Origin of the sequence: Klebsiella sp. GG_Kp175 (assembly GCF_040062325.1) — a bacterium.
In the GTDB taxonomy this organism is placed as follows: Bacteria; Pseudomonadota; Gammaproteobacteria; order Enterobacterales; family Enterobacteriaceae; genus Klebsiella; species Klebsiella quasipneumoniae.
On record NZ_JBEAFX010000005.1, the window covers coordinates 1 to 16676 of the forward strand.

The window sequence follows — 16676 nt, forward strand, 5'->3', positions numbered from 1 at the left end:
CGTAAGGACACTAACACCTGAAGCTAGCGCGTCTACCAATTCCGCCACCTTCGCATACCATCGACACTATGAAAGTATCGTTACCACGGAGGCGCATTCTAGTGGTTTTCGGCGACACGTCAATAGTTAATTATGCAGGTTGTATCGATTGCTGCAAAAATGGGCGGATTTGCCCGCTGGAAGCGCCAGCGGCACCAGGAGCGGGCCGCCGGCGTGAAAAGACGATTATTTTTTCGCCTGACGGGTCATGATGGTGCGATAGACCTTAAAACGTCCGGTCTGGGCGATCACCTCATGGAAGCCGAACGTCTCATCCAGCACCTGCGGATACGGCAGGAAGGCGTTGGCGACAATGCGCAGCTCGCCGCCGCTGTTGAGATGGCGAACCGCGCCGCGGATCAGCGCCTGGGCGGCTTCGAGGCTGGTCTGCAGGCCGTCATGGAATGGCGGGTTGGAGATGATCATGTCGAAGCGACCATTGACCTCGGAGAAGACGTTGCTGGCAAACACATCGCCAGCCAGGCCGTTGGCGGCAAGCGTCGCGCGGCTGGCTTCAACCGCCGGGGCGCTGACGTCGCACAGGGTGAGGCGCACTTTCGGCGAATGGCTGGCCAGCGCGGCGGCCAGCACACCCGCGCCGCAGCCGACGTCCAGCACTTTCCCTTTGGTATGCGGCTCGAGGGTGGAGAGCAGCAGCTGGCTGCCGACGTCCAGACCGTCGCGGCTGAAGACGCCCGGTAGGGTTTTAATCGTCAGATTATCCAGTGTGTATTCGCCCCAGAAAGCTTCGGCGTCGAAGGCGGGCTGCTTTTCCAGACGGCCATGATAGAGGCCACAGCGGCGAGCGCTATCCACTTTGTTTAATGGCGCGTATTCAGTCAGCATCTGCTCCGCGCTGCGGACGCCGCTGCGGTTTTCACCGATGACGAAAATGTCGCTTCCCACCGGCAGCAGAGAGAGCAGGTTCATCAGCTGGAACTGCGCCTCTGGTTTGTTCTTTGGCCAGTAGTAGATCAGGGTGTCGCACTCGGCGACGTCAGCCGCCTCAGCCACTAAGCTAAAACGGACGGTGTCACCCATCTGGCGGCTGAGGACCTGCCAGTGGTGGAACTGCTGGGTGTGGGCGCGGCTGGCCGCGGTATCCAGACGCGCAGGCAGGTCATCCTGCAGGTCACCGGCAAACAGAACGCGGGCGGACTCGAAATCATCACTGTGGCGCAGCAAGACTTCACTTGCCGGGGTAAAAGCGGACATGAAACACTCCTTCATTAAGACTGGCGCCGATTATAGTAGTTTGTTGGCGCAGATACGACGGATTTGCTATATTGCGCGCTTGTTTAACAGGAGTGTTTCGCTATGACATCCCGACGAGACTGGCAACTACAGCAGCTGGGCATTACCCAGTGGTCGCTGCGCCGACCGGGGGCGTTACAGGGCGAAATCGCTATCTCGCTTCCTGAACATATTCGTTTGGTGATGGTGGCGGAAACCCCGCCGTCGCTGACAGAGCCGCTGATTGGCGACGTATTGCGCGCGCTGGCCGTAACGCCAGATCAGGTCCTGCAGCTGACCCCGGAGCGGGTGGCGATGCTGCCGCAGGACAGCCGCTGTAACAGCTGGCGGTTGGGCACAGAGGCGTCGCTGCCGCTGGCGGGCGCCCAGGTGTCCACCCCCGCTTTTGATGAACTCCAGACCAGCGCGCCGGCTCGCAGGGCGCTCTGGCAACAAATCTGCGCACATGAACACGATTTCTACCCTCAGCACGGCTGATTTAACCCGAGCCTGGCAAATCGAAACCCGCGCCCACGCTTTCCCGTGGAGCGAACAGACCCTGGCCAGTAACCAGGGGGAACGCTATCGCAACTATCAGCTGTCGGTGGATGGCGAAATGGCGGCTTTCGCCATTACGCAAGTGGTGCTGGATGAGGCGACGCTGTTCAATATCGCTGTCGATCCCGCTTACCAGCGCCGTGGCCTGGGGCGAGCGCTGCTGGAACATGTCATTGATGAAGTCGAAAAGCTCGGCGTCGTCACGCTATGGCTGGAGGTGCGCGCCTCCAACGTTGCCGCCCTCGCGCTGTATGAAAGCTTAGGCTTCAATGAAGCGACGATTCGCCGCAACTACTACCCGACGGCCGACGGGCGCGAAGACGCCATTGTTATGGCTCTGCCAATCAGTATGTAAGACAAGGTGATACGATGAAATGGGACTGGATTTTCTTTGATGCCGATGAAACGCTGTTTACGTTTGATTCTTTCAGCGGCTTACAGCGGATGTTTCTCGACTACAGCGTGACCTTTACCGCCGAAGATTTTCAGGACTATCAGGCCGTGAATAAGCCGCTATGGGTGGATTACCAAAACGGCGCCATCACCTCGCTGCAGCTGCAGCACCAGCGTTTTGACAACTGGGCGCAACGTTTGAATGTGCCGCCGGGGGAGCTCAACGACGCGTTTATGAATGCGATGGCGGAAATCTGTGCGCCGCTGCCGGGTGCGGTCTCTCTGCTCAACGCGCTGCAGGGCAAGGTCAAAATGGGCATCATCACCAACGGCTTTACCTCGCTGCAGCAGACTCGTCTGGAGCGGACCGGTTTACGCGATCACTTTGATTTGCTAATTATTTCTGAAGAAGTGGGCGTCGCTAAACCGGACGCGCGCATTTTCGATTACGCGCTGGCGAAGGCGGGTAACCCACCGCGCTCGCGGGTGCTGATGGTCGGCGATACCGCCGAGTCGGATATTCGCGGCGGCGTGAACGCCGGACTGGCGACCTGCTGGCTCAATGCGCATCAGCGCGAGCTGCCGGCGGACCTCGAGCCGGACTGGACGGTGACCTCGTTAAGCGAACTGGAGCAGCTCCTGTGTAAACACTGATTGCCTCCCCCCCGTTGATGGGTAAAATAGCCGCAATTTTTCGTATTCCACATGCGTGGCCCATGGCCGCGTTTACTTAGAAGATTAATTATGACGTTGTCTCCTTATCTGCAAGAGGTGGCCAAACGCCGCACTTTTGCCATTATCTCTCACCCGGATGCCGGTAAGACCACCATCACCGAAAAGGTGCTGCTGTTCGGACAGGCGATTCAGACCGCCGGTACCGTAAAAGGCCGTGGCTCCAGCCAGCACGCGAAATCCGACTGGATGGAGATGGAAAAGCAGCGTGGTATCTCGATCACCACCTCGGTAATGCAGTTCCCGTATCATGACTGTCTGGTGAACCTGCTGGATACCCCGGGGCACGAAGACTTCTCCGAAGATACCTACCGTACCCTGACGGCGGTGGACTGCTGCCTGATGGTGATTGACGCGGCAAAAGGCGTCGAAGATCGGACCCGTAAGCTGATGGAAGTCACCCGTCTGCGCGATACGCCGATCCTCACTTTTATGAACAAACTCGACCGTGATATCCGCGATCCGATGGAGCTGCTGGATGAAGTCGAGAACGAGCTGAAAATTGGCTGCGCGCCGATTACCTGGCCTATCGGCTGCGGTAAGTTGTTCAAGGGCGTCTATCATCTCTACAAAGATGAAACCTACCTGTATCAGACCGGTAAAGGCCATACCATCCAGGAAGTGCGCATCGTGAAGGGGCTCAACAACCCGGATCTTGACGCGGCGGTGGGGGAAGATCTCGCGCAGCAGCTGCGTGACGAGCTGGAGCTGGTGCAGGGCGCGTCGAACGAGTTCGATAAAGATCTGTTCCTGGCCGGGGAAATCACCCCAGTGTTCTTCGGGACCGCATTAGGTAACTTCGGCGTTGACCATATGCTGGATGGCCTGGTGGAGTGGGCGCCGGCGCCGATGCCGCGTAACACCGACACCCGTGAAGTCAACGCCACGGAAGAGAAGTTCACTGGCTTCGTGTTTAAAATTCAGGCCAATATGGACCCGAAACACCGCGACCGCGTGGCTTTCATGCGCGTGGTGTCCGGTAAATATGAGAAAGGCATGAAGCTGCGTCAGGTGCGCATCGGTAAAGACGTGGTGATCTCCGACGCGCTGACCTTTATGGCCGGCGACCGTTCACACGTCGAGGAAGCCTATCCTGGGGATATTATCGGCCTGCATAACCACGGCACCATTCAGATTGGCGATACCTTCACCCAGGGCGAGATGATGAAGTTCACCGGTATTCCGAACTTCGCACCGGAACTGTTCCGTCGTATTCGCCTGAAGGATCCGCTGAAGCAGAAACAGCTGCTGAAAGGGCTGGTTCAGCTCTCTGAAGAGGGCGCGGTGCAGGTCTTCCGTCCGATCGCCAATAACGATCTGATCGTCGGCGCCGTGGGGGTGCTGCAGTTTGACGTCGTCGTGGCGCGCCTGAAAAGCGAATACAACGTGGAAGCGATTTACGAATCGGTCAACGTGGCCACCGCGCGCTGGGTTGAATCCACTGACGTGAAGAAATTCGAAGAGTTCAAGCGCAAAAATGAAGTTCAGCTGGCACTGGATGGCGGCGATAACCTGACTTACATCGCTCCGACGATGGTCAACCTGAACCTGACGCAGGAGCGTTATCCTGACGTGGTGTTCCGCAAAACGCGCGAGCACTAATCCCTGACGAAGCGCGGCGCAGGCCGCGCTTTTTTCTTCTTCTGCCCGCGCTTCCTTCCTTCTGGAAAGTTCTTAAAACGCCGCTAATTCGTCTGTTTTTTATCCATATCCTCCGCAACCCCTTCGCCTGTCTACTATATTTAATTCGTGTTTTTAAAAATGCTGGCGTAATTCACTGCGATAAGACGCCAGCGCTGGTGAAAAAACGAGGACATCACGATGACCAGACTAAAGAATGCCAATATGTTGCTGGCGCTCTTCTTAGGCTTAGCCGCGTTGAACGCCTCGGCAGAGACGGAAAAAACAACGGTAGACAGTGCGAAGTCAGCTGCCAGCAATGCGGGAGAGGCGGTAGACAATTCGATTAATAAAGTCGGCGATTTTATGGACGACAGCACCATTACCGCGCGGGTAAAGGCGGCGCTGATCGACCATAAGGATATTAACTCCGGCGATATTTCGGTGAAAACGGAAAACAAAGTGGTCACCCTCAGCGGCGACGTCACCAGTGCTGAACAGAAAAGTCAGGCGCTGAGCGTGGCAAAAGCGGTCGAAGGCGTCTCTCAGGTTAACGACAAACTGACGGTGCAGCACAAATCGTCGAGCGAGACGGCGACGCTGAAAGGCTATGCCGGGGATACCGCTATTACCAGCGAAGTGAAAGCCAAGCTGCTGGCGGATGACATTGTCCCTTCGCGCAATGTGAAAGTAGAAACTAACGCCGGCGCCGTGCATCTGACCGGTACGGTGGCTTCCGCTGCGCAGGCTGAGCGCGCCGCAGAGATTGCGAAAGCGGTCTCCGGTGTGAAAAGCGTCCGCAACGATCTTAGCGTGAAGTAAATCGAGTTATTAACAAAAGTGTTGTCTGGCCAAGGTTGCCGAACGAATAGCAGCATCCACTGAGCGATGAGCTAGACAGAAAGGGTGCGCAAACCGCTGTTCACCGTCCATTATGGTAAGGAGAAAAGTATGTTTCGATGGGGAATTATTTTTCTGGTCATTGCATTAATTGCTGCGGCCCTGGGCTTCGGTGGTCTGGCGGGTACTGCCGCTGGCGCCGCGAAAATCGTCTTTGTCGTCGGGATTATCCTGTTCCTGGTGAGCCTGTTTACTGGACGCAGACGTCCTTAGGTGGCCCGCGATGCGGGCGATGCTGAAGCCTGAGCATTTTTACTGACACGTCGTCTTACACAAAGCCAGTCCTGCGGACTGGCTTTCGCGGTTTAAGCGGCGGGCAAATTGCGTTACCTTGTCAGGAGAAGACCAATCGAACAGGAAAGCAGGGTGGGGCAACGCATTCCCGTCACGCTGGGCAATATCGCCCCGCTGGCGGTTAAACCCTTCCGACCAGGCAAGCTGGCGCTGGTGTGTGAAGGCGGGGGACAGCGAGGGATTTTCACCGCCGGGGTTCTGGACGAATTCATGCGCGCCGGATTTAACCCCTTTGACCTGATGCTGGGGACTTCCGCGGGGGCGCAAAACCTCTCCGCCTACATGTGTAATCAGCAAGGCTATGCCCGCAAAGTCATCACCCGCTACACCACCTCACGCCAGTTTTTCGATCCGATGCGCTTTGTGCGCGGCGGCAACCTTATCGATCTCGACTGGCTGGTCGAGGCCACCTCGCAGCAGATGCCGCTGGCCATGAACTATGCTGAAACGCAGTTCGCGCAGGGAAAAGAGCTGTGGATGTGCGCCTGTCGCGGCGACGATTACTCCGCCAGCTATTTTTCACCAACGCCGCAAACCTGGCTGGATCTGATCCGCGCCTCCAGCGCCATCCCTGGATTTTATCGCAGCGGCGTATTGCTTGACGGCGTCAGCTACCTTGACGGCGGCGTCAGCGATGCGATCCCGGTTCAGGAGGCGGCCCGCCGCGGCGCTCAGACCATCGTGGTGATCCGCACCGTCCCCTCGCAGATGTTTTATACCCCGGAGTGGTTTAAGCGGATGGAGCGCTGGCTGGGGGAGAGCAGCCTGCAGCCGCTGGTCAATCTGGTGCATCACCACGAAACCACCTATCGCGCCATCCAGCAGTTCATCGAGAAACCGCCCGGTAAGCTGCGGATCTTCGAAATCTATCCCCAGCGGCCGCTGCGCAGCATGGCGCTTGGCAGCCGACTGCCGGCGCTGCTGGAGGACTACAAAACCGGACGCCAGTGCGGCCGTTATTTCCTGGCCACTGTGGGTAAACTGCTGGCCGACCGGCCGCCGCTGTTGCGCCACGCGCCGCGTGTTGCCCGGCCCTCGCCGGTGGTGGTGCCGCCGGTGCCGGTGGCCAATGAAGCGCCGCAGGCGACCATCATCGCTGCGCCGCAGGCCAATGACGCAAGCTTTAATCATGAGGATCTGGCGTGACGCACCGTTTTATCGATACCCACTGCCACTTCGATTTTCCTCCCTTCGCGGAAGATGAGGTCGCCAGCCTGGCGCGTGCGGCGCAGGCCGGCGTCGGGCGAATTATCGTTCCGGCCATCTCCGCTGAGCGTTTTAGCCGCGTGCTGGCGCTGGCGGCGCAGCACGAGGCGCTGTATGCCGCGCTGGGCCTGCATCCGATTGTCATTGAGCAGCATACCGATGAGGGGCTGGCGCAACTGGAGGCTTCGCTGGCGCAGCGCCTGCCAAAACTGGTGGCGGTGGGGGAGATTGGTCTCGATCTCTATCGCGACGAGCCGCAGTTCGATCGTCAGCAGGCGCTGCTGGAAGCGCAGCTGCGTCTGGCGAAGCGTTACGATCTGCCGGTGATTCTCCACTCCCGACGCACCCACGATAAGCTGGCGATGCTGCTGAAAAAACATGCCCTGCCGCGTACCGGGGTGGTACATGGTTTCGCCGGCAGTCTGCAGCAGGCCGAGCGCTTTGTGCAGCTTGGCTATAAGATCGGCGTTGGCGGCACCATTACCTATCCCCGCGCCAGCAAAACCCGCGAGGTGATGGCGCGTCTGCCGCTTTCAGCCCTGCTGCTGGAGACCGATGCCCCGGATATGCCGCTCAATGGCTTTCAGGGACTGCCCAATCGCCCGGAGCAAGCTGCGCGGGTATTTGAGGCCCTGTGCGAACTGCGCCCTGAGCCGCCGGCAGCCATAGCCGAAGGGATAATGCGCAACACACTCGCCTTGTTTTCCTTACCCTCAGCCACTGTATGGTGATCGAATTCTCATAATTGTCCATCCATATCATTGATTTGCTTAAAATGTGTGAAGCCAGGCGGGCAGGATAGTTTCAGGCCGATATAATCACGCCGTTAGTGCTGGACTATCAAAACACAGGGAATCTGTATGCAAATCCTCATGGGACTTATCGGCATGGTGGCGCTGTTGGCCATTGCTGTGCTGCTCTCCAATAATCGAAAAGCCATTAACCTGCGTACCGTGCTTGGCGCCTGGATAATCCAGGTGGGTATCGGCGCGTTAATATTGTATGTACCGGCCGGGCGCTCGGCGCTGTTAGCGATGTCGAACGGCGTCGCCAGCGTTATTGCCTACGGCAATGAAGGGATTAGTTTCATCTTCGGCGGGCTGGTTTCCGATAAAATGTTCGAGGTGTTTGGCGGCGGCGGCTTCGTCTTTGCCCTGCGCGTGTTGCCGGTGATCGTTTTCTTCTCGTCGCTGATTGCCGTGCTTTACTACCTGGGCATTATGCAGCTGGTCATTCGCATTCTCGGCGGCGCGCTGCGGGCGGTTCTGAAGACCTCGCGTACCGAGTCGCTGTCGGCCACGGCGAACATCTTCGTTGGTCAGACCGAAGCGCCGCTGGTGGTGCGTCCTTATATCGCCACCATGACCCGCTCGGAGCTGTTTGCGGTCATGTGCGGCGGCCTGGCCTCGGTGGCGGGTTCCGTGCTGGCGGGCTATGCGCAGATGGGCGTTCCGCTGGAGTACCTGATTGCCGCGTCGTTTATGGCGGCGCCGGGTGGACTGCTGTTTGCCAAAATTATCGTACCGGAAACGGAGAAACCGGACGATAACCCAGCTCATGACCGCCAGAGCGCGGATGCGGATAAACCGGCCAACGTGCTGGACGCCGCCGCCTCCGGCGCCGCGTCTGGTATGCAGCTGGCGCTCAACGTCGGCGCAATGCTGCTGGCGTTTATTGCGCTGATCGCTCTGCTGAACGGCATTCTGTCCGGCGTCGGCGGCTGGTTTAACCATCCGGAGCTGTCGCTGCAGATGATCCTCGGCTGGGTCTTCTCACCGCTGGCGTGGGTGATCGGCGTGCCGTGGCACGAAGCGACGGTAGCGGGGTCGTTTATCGGCCAGAAGCTGATCATTAACGAGTTCGTGGCCTATATGAACTTTGGCGAGTATCTGAAGGCGGACGCTGAGGTGGCGGCGGCCGGGCTGCAGGTCATTTCAGATCACACCAAAGCCATTATCTCTTTCGCGCTATGCGGATTCGCCAATCTGTCATCGATCGCCATCCTGATTGGCGGCCTCGGGGGGATGGCACCCAACCGGCGTCAGGATATCGCCCAGCTTGGGCTGCGTGCGGTGGCGGCGGGGACGCTGTCTAACCTGATGAGCGCCACCATCGCCGGGGTTTTCCTCGCCCTCTAAACCTGTTACCTGAACCAGCGGCCGTCGCGTCGCTGGTTTTATTGAGTTTGTGAAAATTCCATCATTTCTGGTTTTCAGAAAAACCATTTACATTTCAAATGATAATCATTTTATTACCGGCAGTGCGGACAAAATGTGCGCCACGTTGTCGAGTGGCGCTGTTATTATGTGTTAGAATTGTCACATCCCCATTGGTTGCAGAGTTTTGATTATGCTTAAGAGGGGCGTGATGATAATTGTCGCGGTATGCACCGATGTTTCGTGATTAAAATCACATTACAGTAATGCAAATTAGTAAGTAGTTTTCATTAACTGTGATGAATGTCGAAGTGTAACAGCGAGTGAATGTTACAATAGTAACAGACTCGCAAGGTGAACAAACTATTGAACCGGCACTGCGCCGGCGGAGTATGAAATGACTGATTTAAAAGCAAGCAGCCTGCGCGCGTTAAAACTGATGGACCTGACCACCCTGAACGACGACGACACCAATGAGAAGGTGATTGCCCTGTGTCATCAGGCGAAAACCCCGGTGGGTAACACCGCGGCGGTCTGTATCTATCCGCGCTTCATCCCGATTGCCCGTAAGACGCTGAACGAGCAGGGAACGCCGGATATCCGCATCGCCACGGTCACCAACTTCCCGCACGGTAATGACGATATCGACATTGCTCTGGCGGAAACCCGCGCGGCGATCGCTTACGGTGCTGATGAAGTGGACGTGGTTTTCCCGTACCGCGCGCTGATTGCCGGTAACGAACAGGTCGGCTTCGAGCTGGTGAAAGCCTGTAAAGAGGCCTGCGCGGCGGCCAACGTGCTGCTGAAAGTGATCATCGAAACCGGTGAGCTGAAAGAAGAAGCGCTGATCCGTAAAGCGTCTGAAATCTCTATCAAAGCCGGGGCCGATTTCATCAAAACCTCGACCGGTAAAGTGCCGGTGAATGCCACGCCAGAAAGCGCGCGCATCATGATGGAAGTCATTCGTGATATGGGCGTTGAGAAAACCGTTGGCTTCAAACCGGCGGGCGGCGTGCGCAGCGCGGAAGATGCGCAGCAGTTCCTGGCGATCGCCGATGAGCTGTTTGGCGCCGACTGGGCCGATGCTCGTCACTACCGCTTTGGCGCCTCCAGCCTGCTGGCCAGCCTGTTGAAAGCCTTGGGTCACGGCGACGGCAAGAGCACCAGCAGCTACTGATTGTCAGACATTGCCGGATGAGGCTTCACTTATCCGGCCTACAGGATCGTAGGGCGGGTAAGCGTAGCGCCACCCGCCACCATTCACCCGATTCCTCATGGGGGTTACCGTGTTTCTCGCACAAGAAATTATTCGTAAAAAACGTGATGGTCAGGCATTAAGCGATGAAGAGATCCGCTTTTTCATCAACGGCATCCGCGACAATACTATCTCAGAAGGGCAGATCGCCGCGCTGGCGATGACCATCTTCTTCCATGATATGTCTATGCCGGAGCGCGTTTCGCTGACCATGGCGATGCGGGATTCCGGTACCGTTCTGGACTGGAAAAGCCTCAACCTTAACGGCCCCATCGTCGATAAACACTCCACCGGCGGCGTCGGGGATGTCACTTCGCTGATGCTGGGGCCGATGGTGGCCGCCTGCGGCGGCTATGTGCCGATGATTTCCGGCCGCGGCCTCGGCCATACCGGCGGTACCCTGGATAAACTGGAAGCCATCCCGGGCTTCGATATCTTCCCGGACGACAACCGCTTCCGCGAGATTATTAAAGATGTCGGCGTGGCGATTATCGGGCAGACCAGCTCCCTCGCTCCGGCGGACAAACGTTTCTATGCCACCCGCGATATTACCGCGACGGTGGATTCCATCCCGCTGATCACCGCCTCGATCCTTGCCAAAAAGCTGGCGGAAGGGCTGGATGCGCTGGTGATGGACGTTAAAGTCGGCAGCGGCGCGTTTATGCCGACTTATGAGCTTTCCGCCGCGCTGGCGGAAGCGATCGTCGGGGTCGCCAACGGCGCCGGCGTGCGCACCACCGCGCTGCTGACCGATATGAACCAGGTGCTGGCCTCCAGCGCCGGGAACGCCGTTGAAGTTCGCGAAGCGGTTCAGTTCCTGACCGGCGAATACCGCAACCCACGCCTGTTCGACGTGACGATGGCGCTGTGTGTGGAGATGCTGATTTCCGGCAAGCTGGCGGCGGACGATACCGATGCGCGCGCGAAGCTGCAGGCGGTGCTGGATAACGGTAAAGCAGCGGAAGTCTTTGGTCGCATGGTCGCGGCGCAGAAAGGACCGAGCGACTTTGTCGAGAATTATGATCATTATCTGCCGACGGCGATGCTGAGCAAAGCAGTCTATGCTGATACCGAAGGTTTTATCAGCGCGATGGACACTCGCGCGCTGGGCATGGCAGTGGTTTCTATGGGCGGCGGCCGCCGTCAGGCATCAGACACCATTGACTATAGCGTTGGCTTTACCGAGATGGCGCGTCTGGGTGACCGCGTGGACGGACAGCGTCCGCTGGCGATGATCCATGCCAAAGACGAGAACAGCTGGCAGGAGGCCGCGAAAGCGGTCAAAGCGGCCATTAAACTGGACGATAAAGCTCCGGAAATTACACCGACAGTCTATCGCCGTATCACTGAATAGCGATATACTGATCTGATCGCTTTTTTGCAGCGCAAGATGTATGGAGAACAAGATGAAACGTGCATTTATCATGGTGCTGGACTCCTTTGGGATTGGCGCAACGGAAGACGCAGACCGCTTTGGCGACGTCGGCGCCGATACGCTGGGCCACATTGCGGAAGCCTGCGCCAAAGGCGAAGCTGACCACGGCCGCAAAGGCCCGCTGAATTTACCGAACCTGACCCGTCTGGGGCTGGTGAAAGCGCATGAAGGCTCCACCGGTAAAATTGCCGCCGGAATGGATGGCAATGCCGAAGTGATTGGCGCCTATGCCTGGGCGCATGAACTCTCTTCTGGTAAAGATACGCCGTCCGGCCACTGGGAAATCGCTGGCGTGCCGGTACTGTTTGACTGGGGCTACTTCAGCGATCACGAAAACAGCTTCCCGCAGGAGCTGCTGGATAAGCTGGTGAAACGCGCCAACCTGCCGGGCTACCTCGGCAATTGCCACTCTTCCGGGACGGTGATTCTCGATCAGCTCGGCGAAGAGCATATGAAAACCGGGAAACCGATTTTCTATACCTCCGCTGACTCCGTATTCCAGATCGCCTGTCATGAAGAGACCTTTGGCCTCGACAAACTGTATGAGCTGTGCGAAATCGCCCGTGAAGAGCTGACCGAAGGCGGCTACAACATTGGCCGCGTCATCGCCCGTCCGTTTATCGGCGATAAAGCCGGCAACTTCCAGCGTACTGGCAACCGTCACGATCTGGCGGTCGAACCGCCGGCGCCGACCGTGCTGCAGAAGCTGGTTGACGAGAAGAACGGCCACGTGGTGTCTGTCGGTAAGATAGCGGATATCTACGCCAACTGCGGCATCACCAAAAAAGTGAAAGCCACCGGGCTGGACGCGCTGTTCGACGCAACCATTAAAGAGATGAAGGAAGCTGGCGACGAGACTATCGTCTTCACCAACTTCGTCGACTTTGACTCCTCCTGGGGCCACCGTCGCGATGTCGCCGGCTACGCGGCGGGTCTGGAACTGTTCGACCGTCGTCTGCCGGAGCTGATGGAGCTGGTAGGGGAAGACGACATTCTGATCCTCACCGCCGACCACGGCTGCGACCCGACCTGGACCGGTACCGACCACACCCGCGAGCATATTCCGGTGCTGGTGTACGGCCCGAAAGTGAAACCAGGTTCGCTCGGTCACCGTGAAACCTTCGCGGACATCGGCCAGACTATCGCGAAATACTTTGGTACGTCTGACATGGAATATGGCAAAGCCATGTTCTGAGGTCATTGCCCGGTGGCGCACAGCGATCCGGGCCTACTATTTTGTAGGCCGGGTAAGGCGTAGCCGCCACCCGGCAAAAACAACAATATAAAAGGAACTGAAGATGGCAACTCCTCACATTAACGCAGAAATGGGCGATTTCGCTGACGTAGTTTTGATGCCGGGCGACCCGCTGCGCGCCAAGCACATTGCCGAAACCTTCCTCGAAGACGTGCGTGAAGTGAATAACGTGCGCGGCATGCTGGGCTTCACCGGCACCTATAAAGGCCGCAAAATCTCCGTAATGGGCCACGGGATGGGTATCCCGTCCTGCTCTATCTACACCAAAGAGCTGATCACCGATTTCGGCGTTAAGAAAATCATCCGCGTTGGCTCCTGCGGCGCAGTGCGCGAAGACGTCAAACTGCGCGACGTGGTGATCGGCATGGGCGCTTGCACCGACTCCAAAGTGAACCGTCTGCGTTTTAAAGACCATGACTTCGCGGCGATTGCCGATTTCGGCATGGTGCGTAACGCGGTAGACGCGGCGAAAGCGTTGGGCGTTGACGCGCGCGTCGGCAACATCTTCTCCGCAGACCTGTTCTATACCCCGGACCCGTCCATGTTCGACGTGATGGAAAAATACGGCATCCTGGGCGTGGAAATGGAAGCGGCGGGTATCTACGGCGTGGCGGCGGAGTTCGGGGCGAAAGCGCTGACCATCTGCACCGTGTCTGACCATATTCGTACCCACGAGCAGACCACTGCCGCGGAGCGTCAGACCACGTTCAACGACATGATTAAAATCGCGCTGGAATCGGTACTGCTGGGCGACCAGGAGTAAGCGTGGTATAGCCCGGTGGCGCTTTGTTTACCGGGCTTGAGTCAAATCTGTAGGCCGGATAAGGCGCAGCCGCCATCCGGCTTTTTTTATCAGCGCACCGCGCCGGCAATCCATGCCGACAGTTCTTTCAGTTCCGCTTTCTGCTCCGGGAAATCGCCGACCAGCGCCTCACACTGCTGCTGCAAAACCTCAGCCCGATACTGACAGCCGACTAAGCGTGCCGCCAGCGCCTCCAGCGGCGCCGGATTCAGGCTATCGGTAAAGGCCTGCGCGCGGGTGATATGGCCTTTCTCAACGTCAAAATGCAGCTCGACGCCGCCCCAGGGGAAGCGCTCGTCCAGCAGATGGGAAAAGGCGGGCGCCTGGCCGAAGTTCCATTCCCAGCTGCTCTGGCGAGCGAAAGTGTCGGCAAAGTTCGGCAGGTCCGGCGTGTTGTCCGGGGAGATCACCTCGGCGTCTACCCGTTCGCCGTAATGGCTGAAGAACGCCTCCTGGATCGCCTCGCAAACTTGCTGATGGGTAATGCCCGGCAGTAGCTCAACCAGATTCGCCACTCGCCCGCGCACCGAGGTAATGCCTTTAGCCTGCAGCTTTTTCTGGTCCGGGTTGAGGTAGTTGGCAAGACGGCTTAAATCGGCGTTGAGCAGCAGGGTGCCGTGGTGAAAACCGCGGTCCATGGTTTCACGATAGGCGGAGCCGGAGACTTTGCGGTCGCCGCTGTCGGTTTTGACCACCAGATCGTTGCGCCCGGAGGCTTCGGCGGTTACGCCGAGTGAATTGAGCGCCGCCAGCACAATAGCGGTGGAGACGGTTTTGTCGTACTCCGGTTTGCCAGCCATAAAGGTAAAGCAGGTATTGCCGAGGTCGTGGAACACCGCGCCGCCGCCGCTGCTGCGACGGGCCAGCCGCACATGATCTTCTTCCATTCGGCGGGTATTACACTCCTTCCACGGGTTCTGCGCGCGGCCGATGACCACGGTATCGGCATTGCGCCACAGGAACAGCACCCGCTGGGTGGCGGGCATCTGGCGGAAGATGCACTCCTCGACCGCCAGGTTGAACCACGGGTCGTAAGAGTCAGAAAGCAGGAGGCGCAGTGTGGACATTATAGATTTCCTTTCTTTTCATCGTCTTCATCCTCAACCGGCTTGTTGGCGGTGAGCAGGAAGGGCGATTGCTGCCAGCGGGTGCGTTTGCCCTGCAGCAGCGTGCGGGTCAGTACCACGCCGATGGCCAGGGACAGCAACAGCATCAGGCGTAAGATATTGGTGGTATTATCCACCTGCTTCGCCTCGGTCGCCAGAGTATGGGTATCGAGGGTCAGACGCAGATAGCCCAGCGGGCCATTTTTTCCCGGCACCGGTTCGACAACCTGCTGGTTGAAGTAGCCGCCGGCTTTCTTACCATCCAGCGCCAGCCGGTCGCGAACCTCGACGCTTTCGCCAGAGCGCGCCACCAGGTCGCCCTGTTCGTCATATACCCCGGCGTCAAGTACGCGGCTGTTGTGGGTGAGCTGCGTCAACAGCTGATGGATGCGCTTCTCGTCCGGCGTCTCGCTGCGCATCAGCGGCGCGAGATTCAGCACCACCTGCTGCGCCAGCGTGCGGGCCAGCTCTTCCAGCTGCGGATTGCGTTGTTTCTGACTGTTCTGACTGAACCACGAGGCGCCCTGCATCAGCGCGACGAGCAGGGCGAGACAGATAAGGACAATGACCGCACGATGCAGCCGGAATTTCAGTTTTGCGCGAACCATATTCCACCTTTGAAAATTTGCAGCTTAATGTTGCCAGAAGCGCTGGTTACAAGGTAGCCTCATGCGTTATTTTCCTCGCCTGAATGAAGAGATGTGGAGCCGTAATGCCTAACAGTTTGACCTGGTGCGACCTGCCTGAAGACGTTTCCCTGTGGCCTGGGTTGCCGCTTTCCCTGAGCGGTGACGAGGTCATGCCGCTGGATTATCACGCCGGGCGCAGCGGTTGGCTGCTGTACGGACGTGGGCTGGATAAACGCCGTCTGACGGCGTGGCAGCGCGAGCTGGGCGCCGCGTTAGTGATCGTCGCCTCCTGGGTGGTCGAGGATTACCAGGTGATCCGCCTGGCGGGCTCGCTTACCCCGCGTGCGACGCGACTGGCGCATGAGGCGGGGCTGGACGTCGCGCCATTGGGTAAAATTCCCCATCTGCGCACCCCAGGGCTGCTGGTGATGGATATGGACTCCACGGCGATCCAAATTGAATGCATCGATGAGATCGCGAAACTGGCCGGCACCGGCGAGCTGGTGTCAGAAGTGACCGAGCGGGCGATGCGTGGAGAGCTGGACTTCACCGCCAGCCTGCGCCAGCGCGTGGCGACACTAAAAGACGCCGATGCCAACATTCTGCTGCAGGTTCGCGACGCGCTACCGCTGATGCCGGGCCTGGCGCAGCTGGTGCTCAAGCTGGAAACGCTGGGCTGGAAGGTGGCGATCGCCTCCGGCGGCTTTACCTTCTTTGCGGAGTATCTGCGCGACAAACTGCATCTCGACGCGGTGTTCGCCAACGAACTGGAGATCCGCGACGGTAAGCTTACCGGCAACGTGCTCGGCGATATCGTCGATGCCAAATACAAAGCCAATACGCTGCGCAAGCTGGCGGAAAAGTATGAGATCCCAACGGCGCAGACCGTGGCCATCGGCGATGGCGCCAACGACCTGCCGATGATTAAGGCTGCCGGGCTTGGCATCGCGTATCATGCGAAGCCTAAAGTGAATGAACAGGCGGAAGTGACTATCCGCCACGCTGACCTGATGGGGGTATTCTGTATTCTCTCGGGCAGCATGAACCAAAAGTAAGAGGTAAA

General features: G+C 58.2%; 17 protein-coding genes. 14 read left to right on the forward strand and 3 right to left on the reverse strand.

Translation table 11 applies throughout. The annotated features are described in order from the left end of the window. Positions 1 to 225: 225 nt before the first annotated feature. Positions 226 to 1254 carry a 16S rRNA (guanine(1207)-N(2))-methyltransferase RsmC gene (gene rsmC / locus ABLU73_RS11555; RefSeq protein WP_348850222.1) on the reverse strand — a complete coding sequence of 343 codons (1029 nt, stop codon included), beginning with the start codon at positions 1252 to 1254 and terminating at the stop codon, positions 226 to 228. A 102-nt stretch (positions 1255 to 1356) separates the two neighbouring features. Between rsmC and ABLU73_RS11560 the strand changes: the two genes are divergently transcribed. The 13 genes from ABLU73_RS11560 to deoD all read left to right on the forward strand — a co-directional run bounded on the left by ABLU73_RS11560 (position 1357) and on the right by deoD (position 13839). After that, positions 1357 to 1770: a DNA polymerase III subunit psi gene (locus ABLU73_RS11560; RefSeq protein ID WP_004886506.1), complete on the forward strand. Its 414-nt coding sequence runs from the start codon at positions 1357 to 1359 to the stop codon at positions 1768 to 1770. After that, positions 1739 to 2185 (forward strand): ribosomal protein S18-alanine N-acetyltransferase, encoded by a 447-nt coding sequence (rimI, locus tag ABLU73_RS11565; protein WP_004886508.1) that lies wholly within the window; start codon positions 1739 to 1741, stop codon positions 2183 to 2185. The genes ABLU73_RS11560 and rimI overlap by 32 nt, the downstream gene beginning before the upstream one ends. 14 nt (positions 2186 to 2199) lie before the next feature. Beyond that, the gene (gene yjjG, locus ABLU73_RS11570) at positions 2200 to 2877 is read left to right on the forward strand and encodes a pyrimidine 5'-nucleotidase (RefSeq protein WP_004886511.1); all 678 of its coding nucleotides are present in this window, start codon (positions 2200 to 2202) and stop codon (positions 2875 to 2877) included. Between the two features lie 90 nt (positions 2878 to 2967). Beyond that, positions 2968 to 4557 (forward strand): peptide chain release factor 3, encoded by a 1590-nt coding sequence (prfC, locus tag ABLU73_RS11575; protein ID WP_004886513.1) that lies wholly within the window; start codon positions 2968 to 2970, stop codon positions 4555 to 4557. Between the two features lie 219 nt (positions 4558 to 4776). Next, a complete protein-coding gene (gene osmY / locus ABLU73_RS11580) occupies positions 4777 to 5397 on the forward strand; it encodes a molecular chaperone OsmY (RefSeq protein ID WP_017901234.1) in 621 nt (206 codons plus the stop codon). A 129-nt stretch (positions 5398 to 5526) separates the two neighbouring features. After that, positions 5527 to 5688, forward strand: a complete 162-nt coding sequence (locus ABLU73_RS11585; protein WP_002887716.1) for a DUF1328 family protein — start codon at positions 5527 to 5529, stop codon at positions 5686 to 5688. A gap of 153 nt (positions 5689 to 5841) precedes the next feature. Continuing rightward, entirely contained in the window at positions 5842 to 6915 is a 1074-nt protein-coding gene (locus tag ABLU73_RS11590) for a patatin family protein (protein WP_004886521.1), read from the forward strand. Continuing rightward, positions 6912 to 7706, forward strand: coding sequence for a metal-dependent hydrolase (locus ABLU73_RS11595; RefSeq protein ID WP_231829138.1), 795 nt, complete (start codon positions 6912 to 6914; stop codon positions 7704 to 7706). The genes ABLU73_RS11590 and ABLU73_RS11595 overlap by 4 nt, the downstream gene beginning before the upstream one ends. Before the next feature lie 129 nt (positions 7707 to 7835). Then, positions 7836 to 9113 (forward strand): NupC/NupG family nucleoside CNT transporter, encoded by a 1278-nt coding sequence (locus ABLU73_RS11600; protein ID WP_017901232.1) that lies wholly within the window; start codon positions 7836 to 7838, stop codon positions 9111 to 9113. Positions 9114 to 9528: 415 nt separating this feature from the next. Then, on the forward strand, positions 9529 to 10308 hold the full coding sequence (deoC, locus tag ABLU73_RS11605) for a deoxyribose-phosphate aldolase (protein ID WP_017901231.1): 780 nt from the start codon (positions 9529 to 9531) through the stop codon (positions 10306 to 10308). A gap of 109 nt (positions 10309 to 10417) precedes the next feature. After that, positions 10418 to 11740, forward strand: a complete 1323-nt coding sequence (gene deoA / locus ABLU73_RS11610; RefSeq protein WP_032455525.1) for a thymidine phosphorylase — start codon at positions 10418 to 10420, stop codon at positions 11738 to 11740. 52 nt (positions 11741 to 11792) lie between these two features. Further along, complete coding sequence (gene deoB, locus ABLU73_RS11615; RefSeq protein WP_004886536.1) at positions 11793 to 13016, forward strand: phosphopentomutase; 1224 nt, start codon at positions 11793 to 11795, stop codon at positions 13014 to 13016. A gap of 103 nt (positions 13017 to 13119) precedes the next feature. Beyond that, positions 13120 to 13839, forward strand: coding sequence for a purine-nucleoside phosphorylase (deoD, locus tag ABLU73_RS11620; protein WP_004886539.1), 720 nt, complete (start codon positions 13120 to 13122; stop codon positions 13837 to 13839). Between the two features lie 89 nt (positions 13840 to 13928). Here deoD and lplA read toward each other — a convergent pair whose 3' ends face one another. Further along, positions 13929 to 14945, reverse strand: coding sequence for a lipoate--protein ligase LplA (lplA, locus tag ABLU73_RS11625; RefSeq protein WP_004886541.1), 1017 nt, complete (start codon positions 14943 to 14945; stop codon positions 13929 to 13931). Beyond that, complete coding sequence (locus ABLU73_RS11630) at positions 14945 to 15592, reverse strand: YtjB family periplasmic protein (protein ID WP_004886544.1); 648 nt, start codon at positions 15590 to 15592, stop codon at positions 14945 to 14947. The genes lplA and ABLU73_RS11630 overlap by 1 nt, the downstream gene beginning before the upstream one ends. Before the next feature lie 104 nt (positions 15593 to 15696). On the opposite strand from ABLU73_RS11630, the gene serB reads away from it, so the two are divergent. Continuing rightward, positions 15697 to 16668: a phosphoserine phosphatase gene (gene serB, locus ABLU73_RS11635; RefSeq protein WP_004886545.1), complete on the forward strand. Its 972-nt coding sequence runs from the start codon at positions 15697 to 15699 to the stop codon at positions 16666 to 16668. The last annotated feature ends 8 nt before the right edge of the window (positions 16669 to 16676 follow it).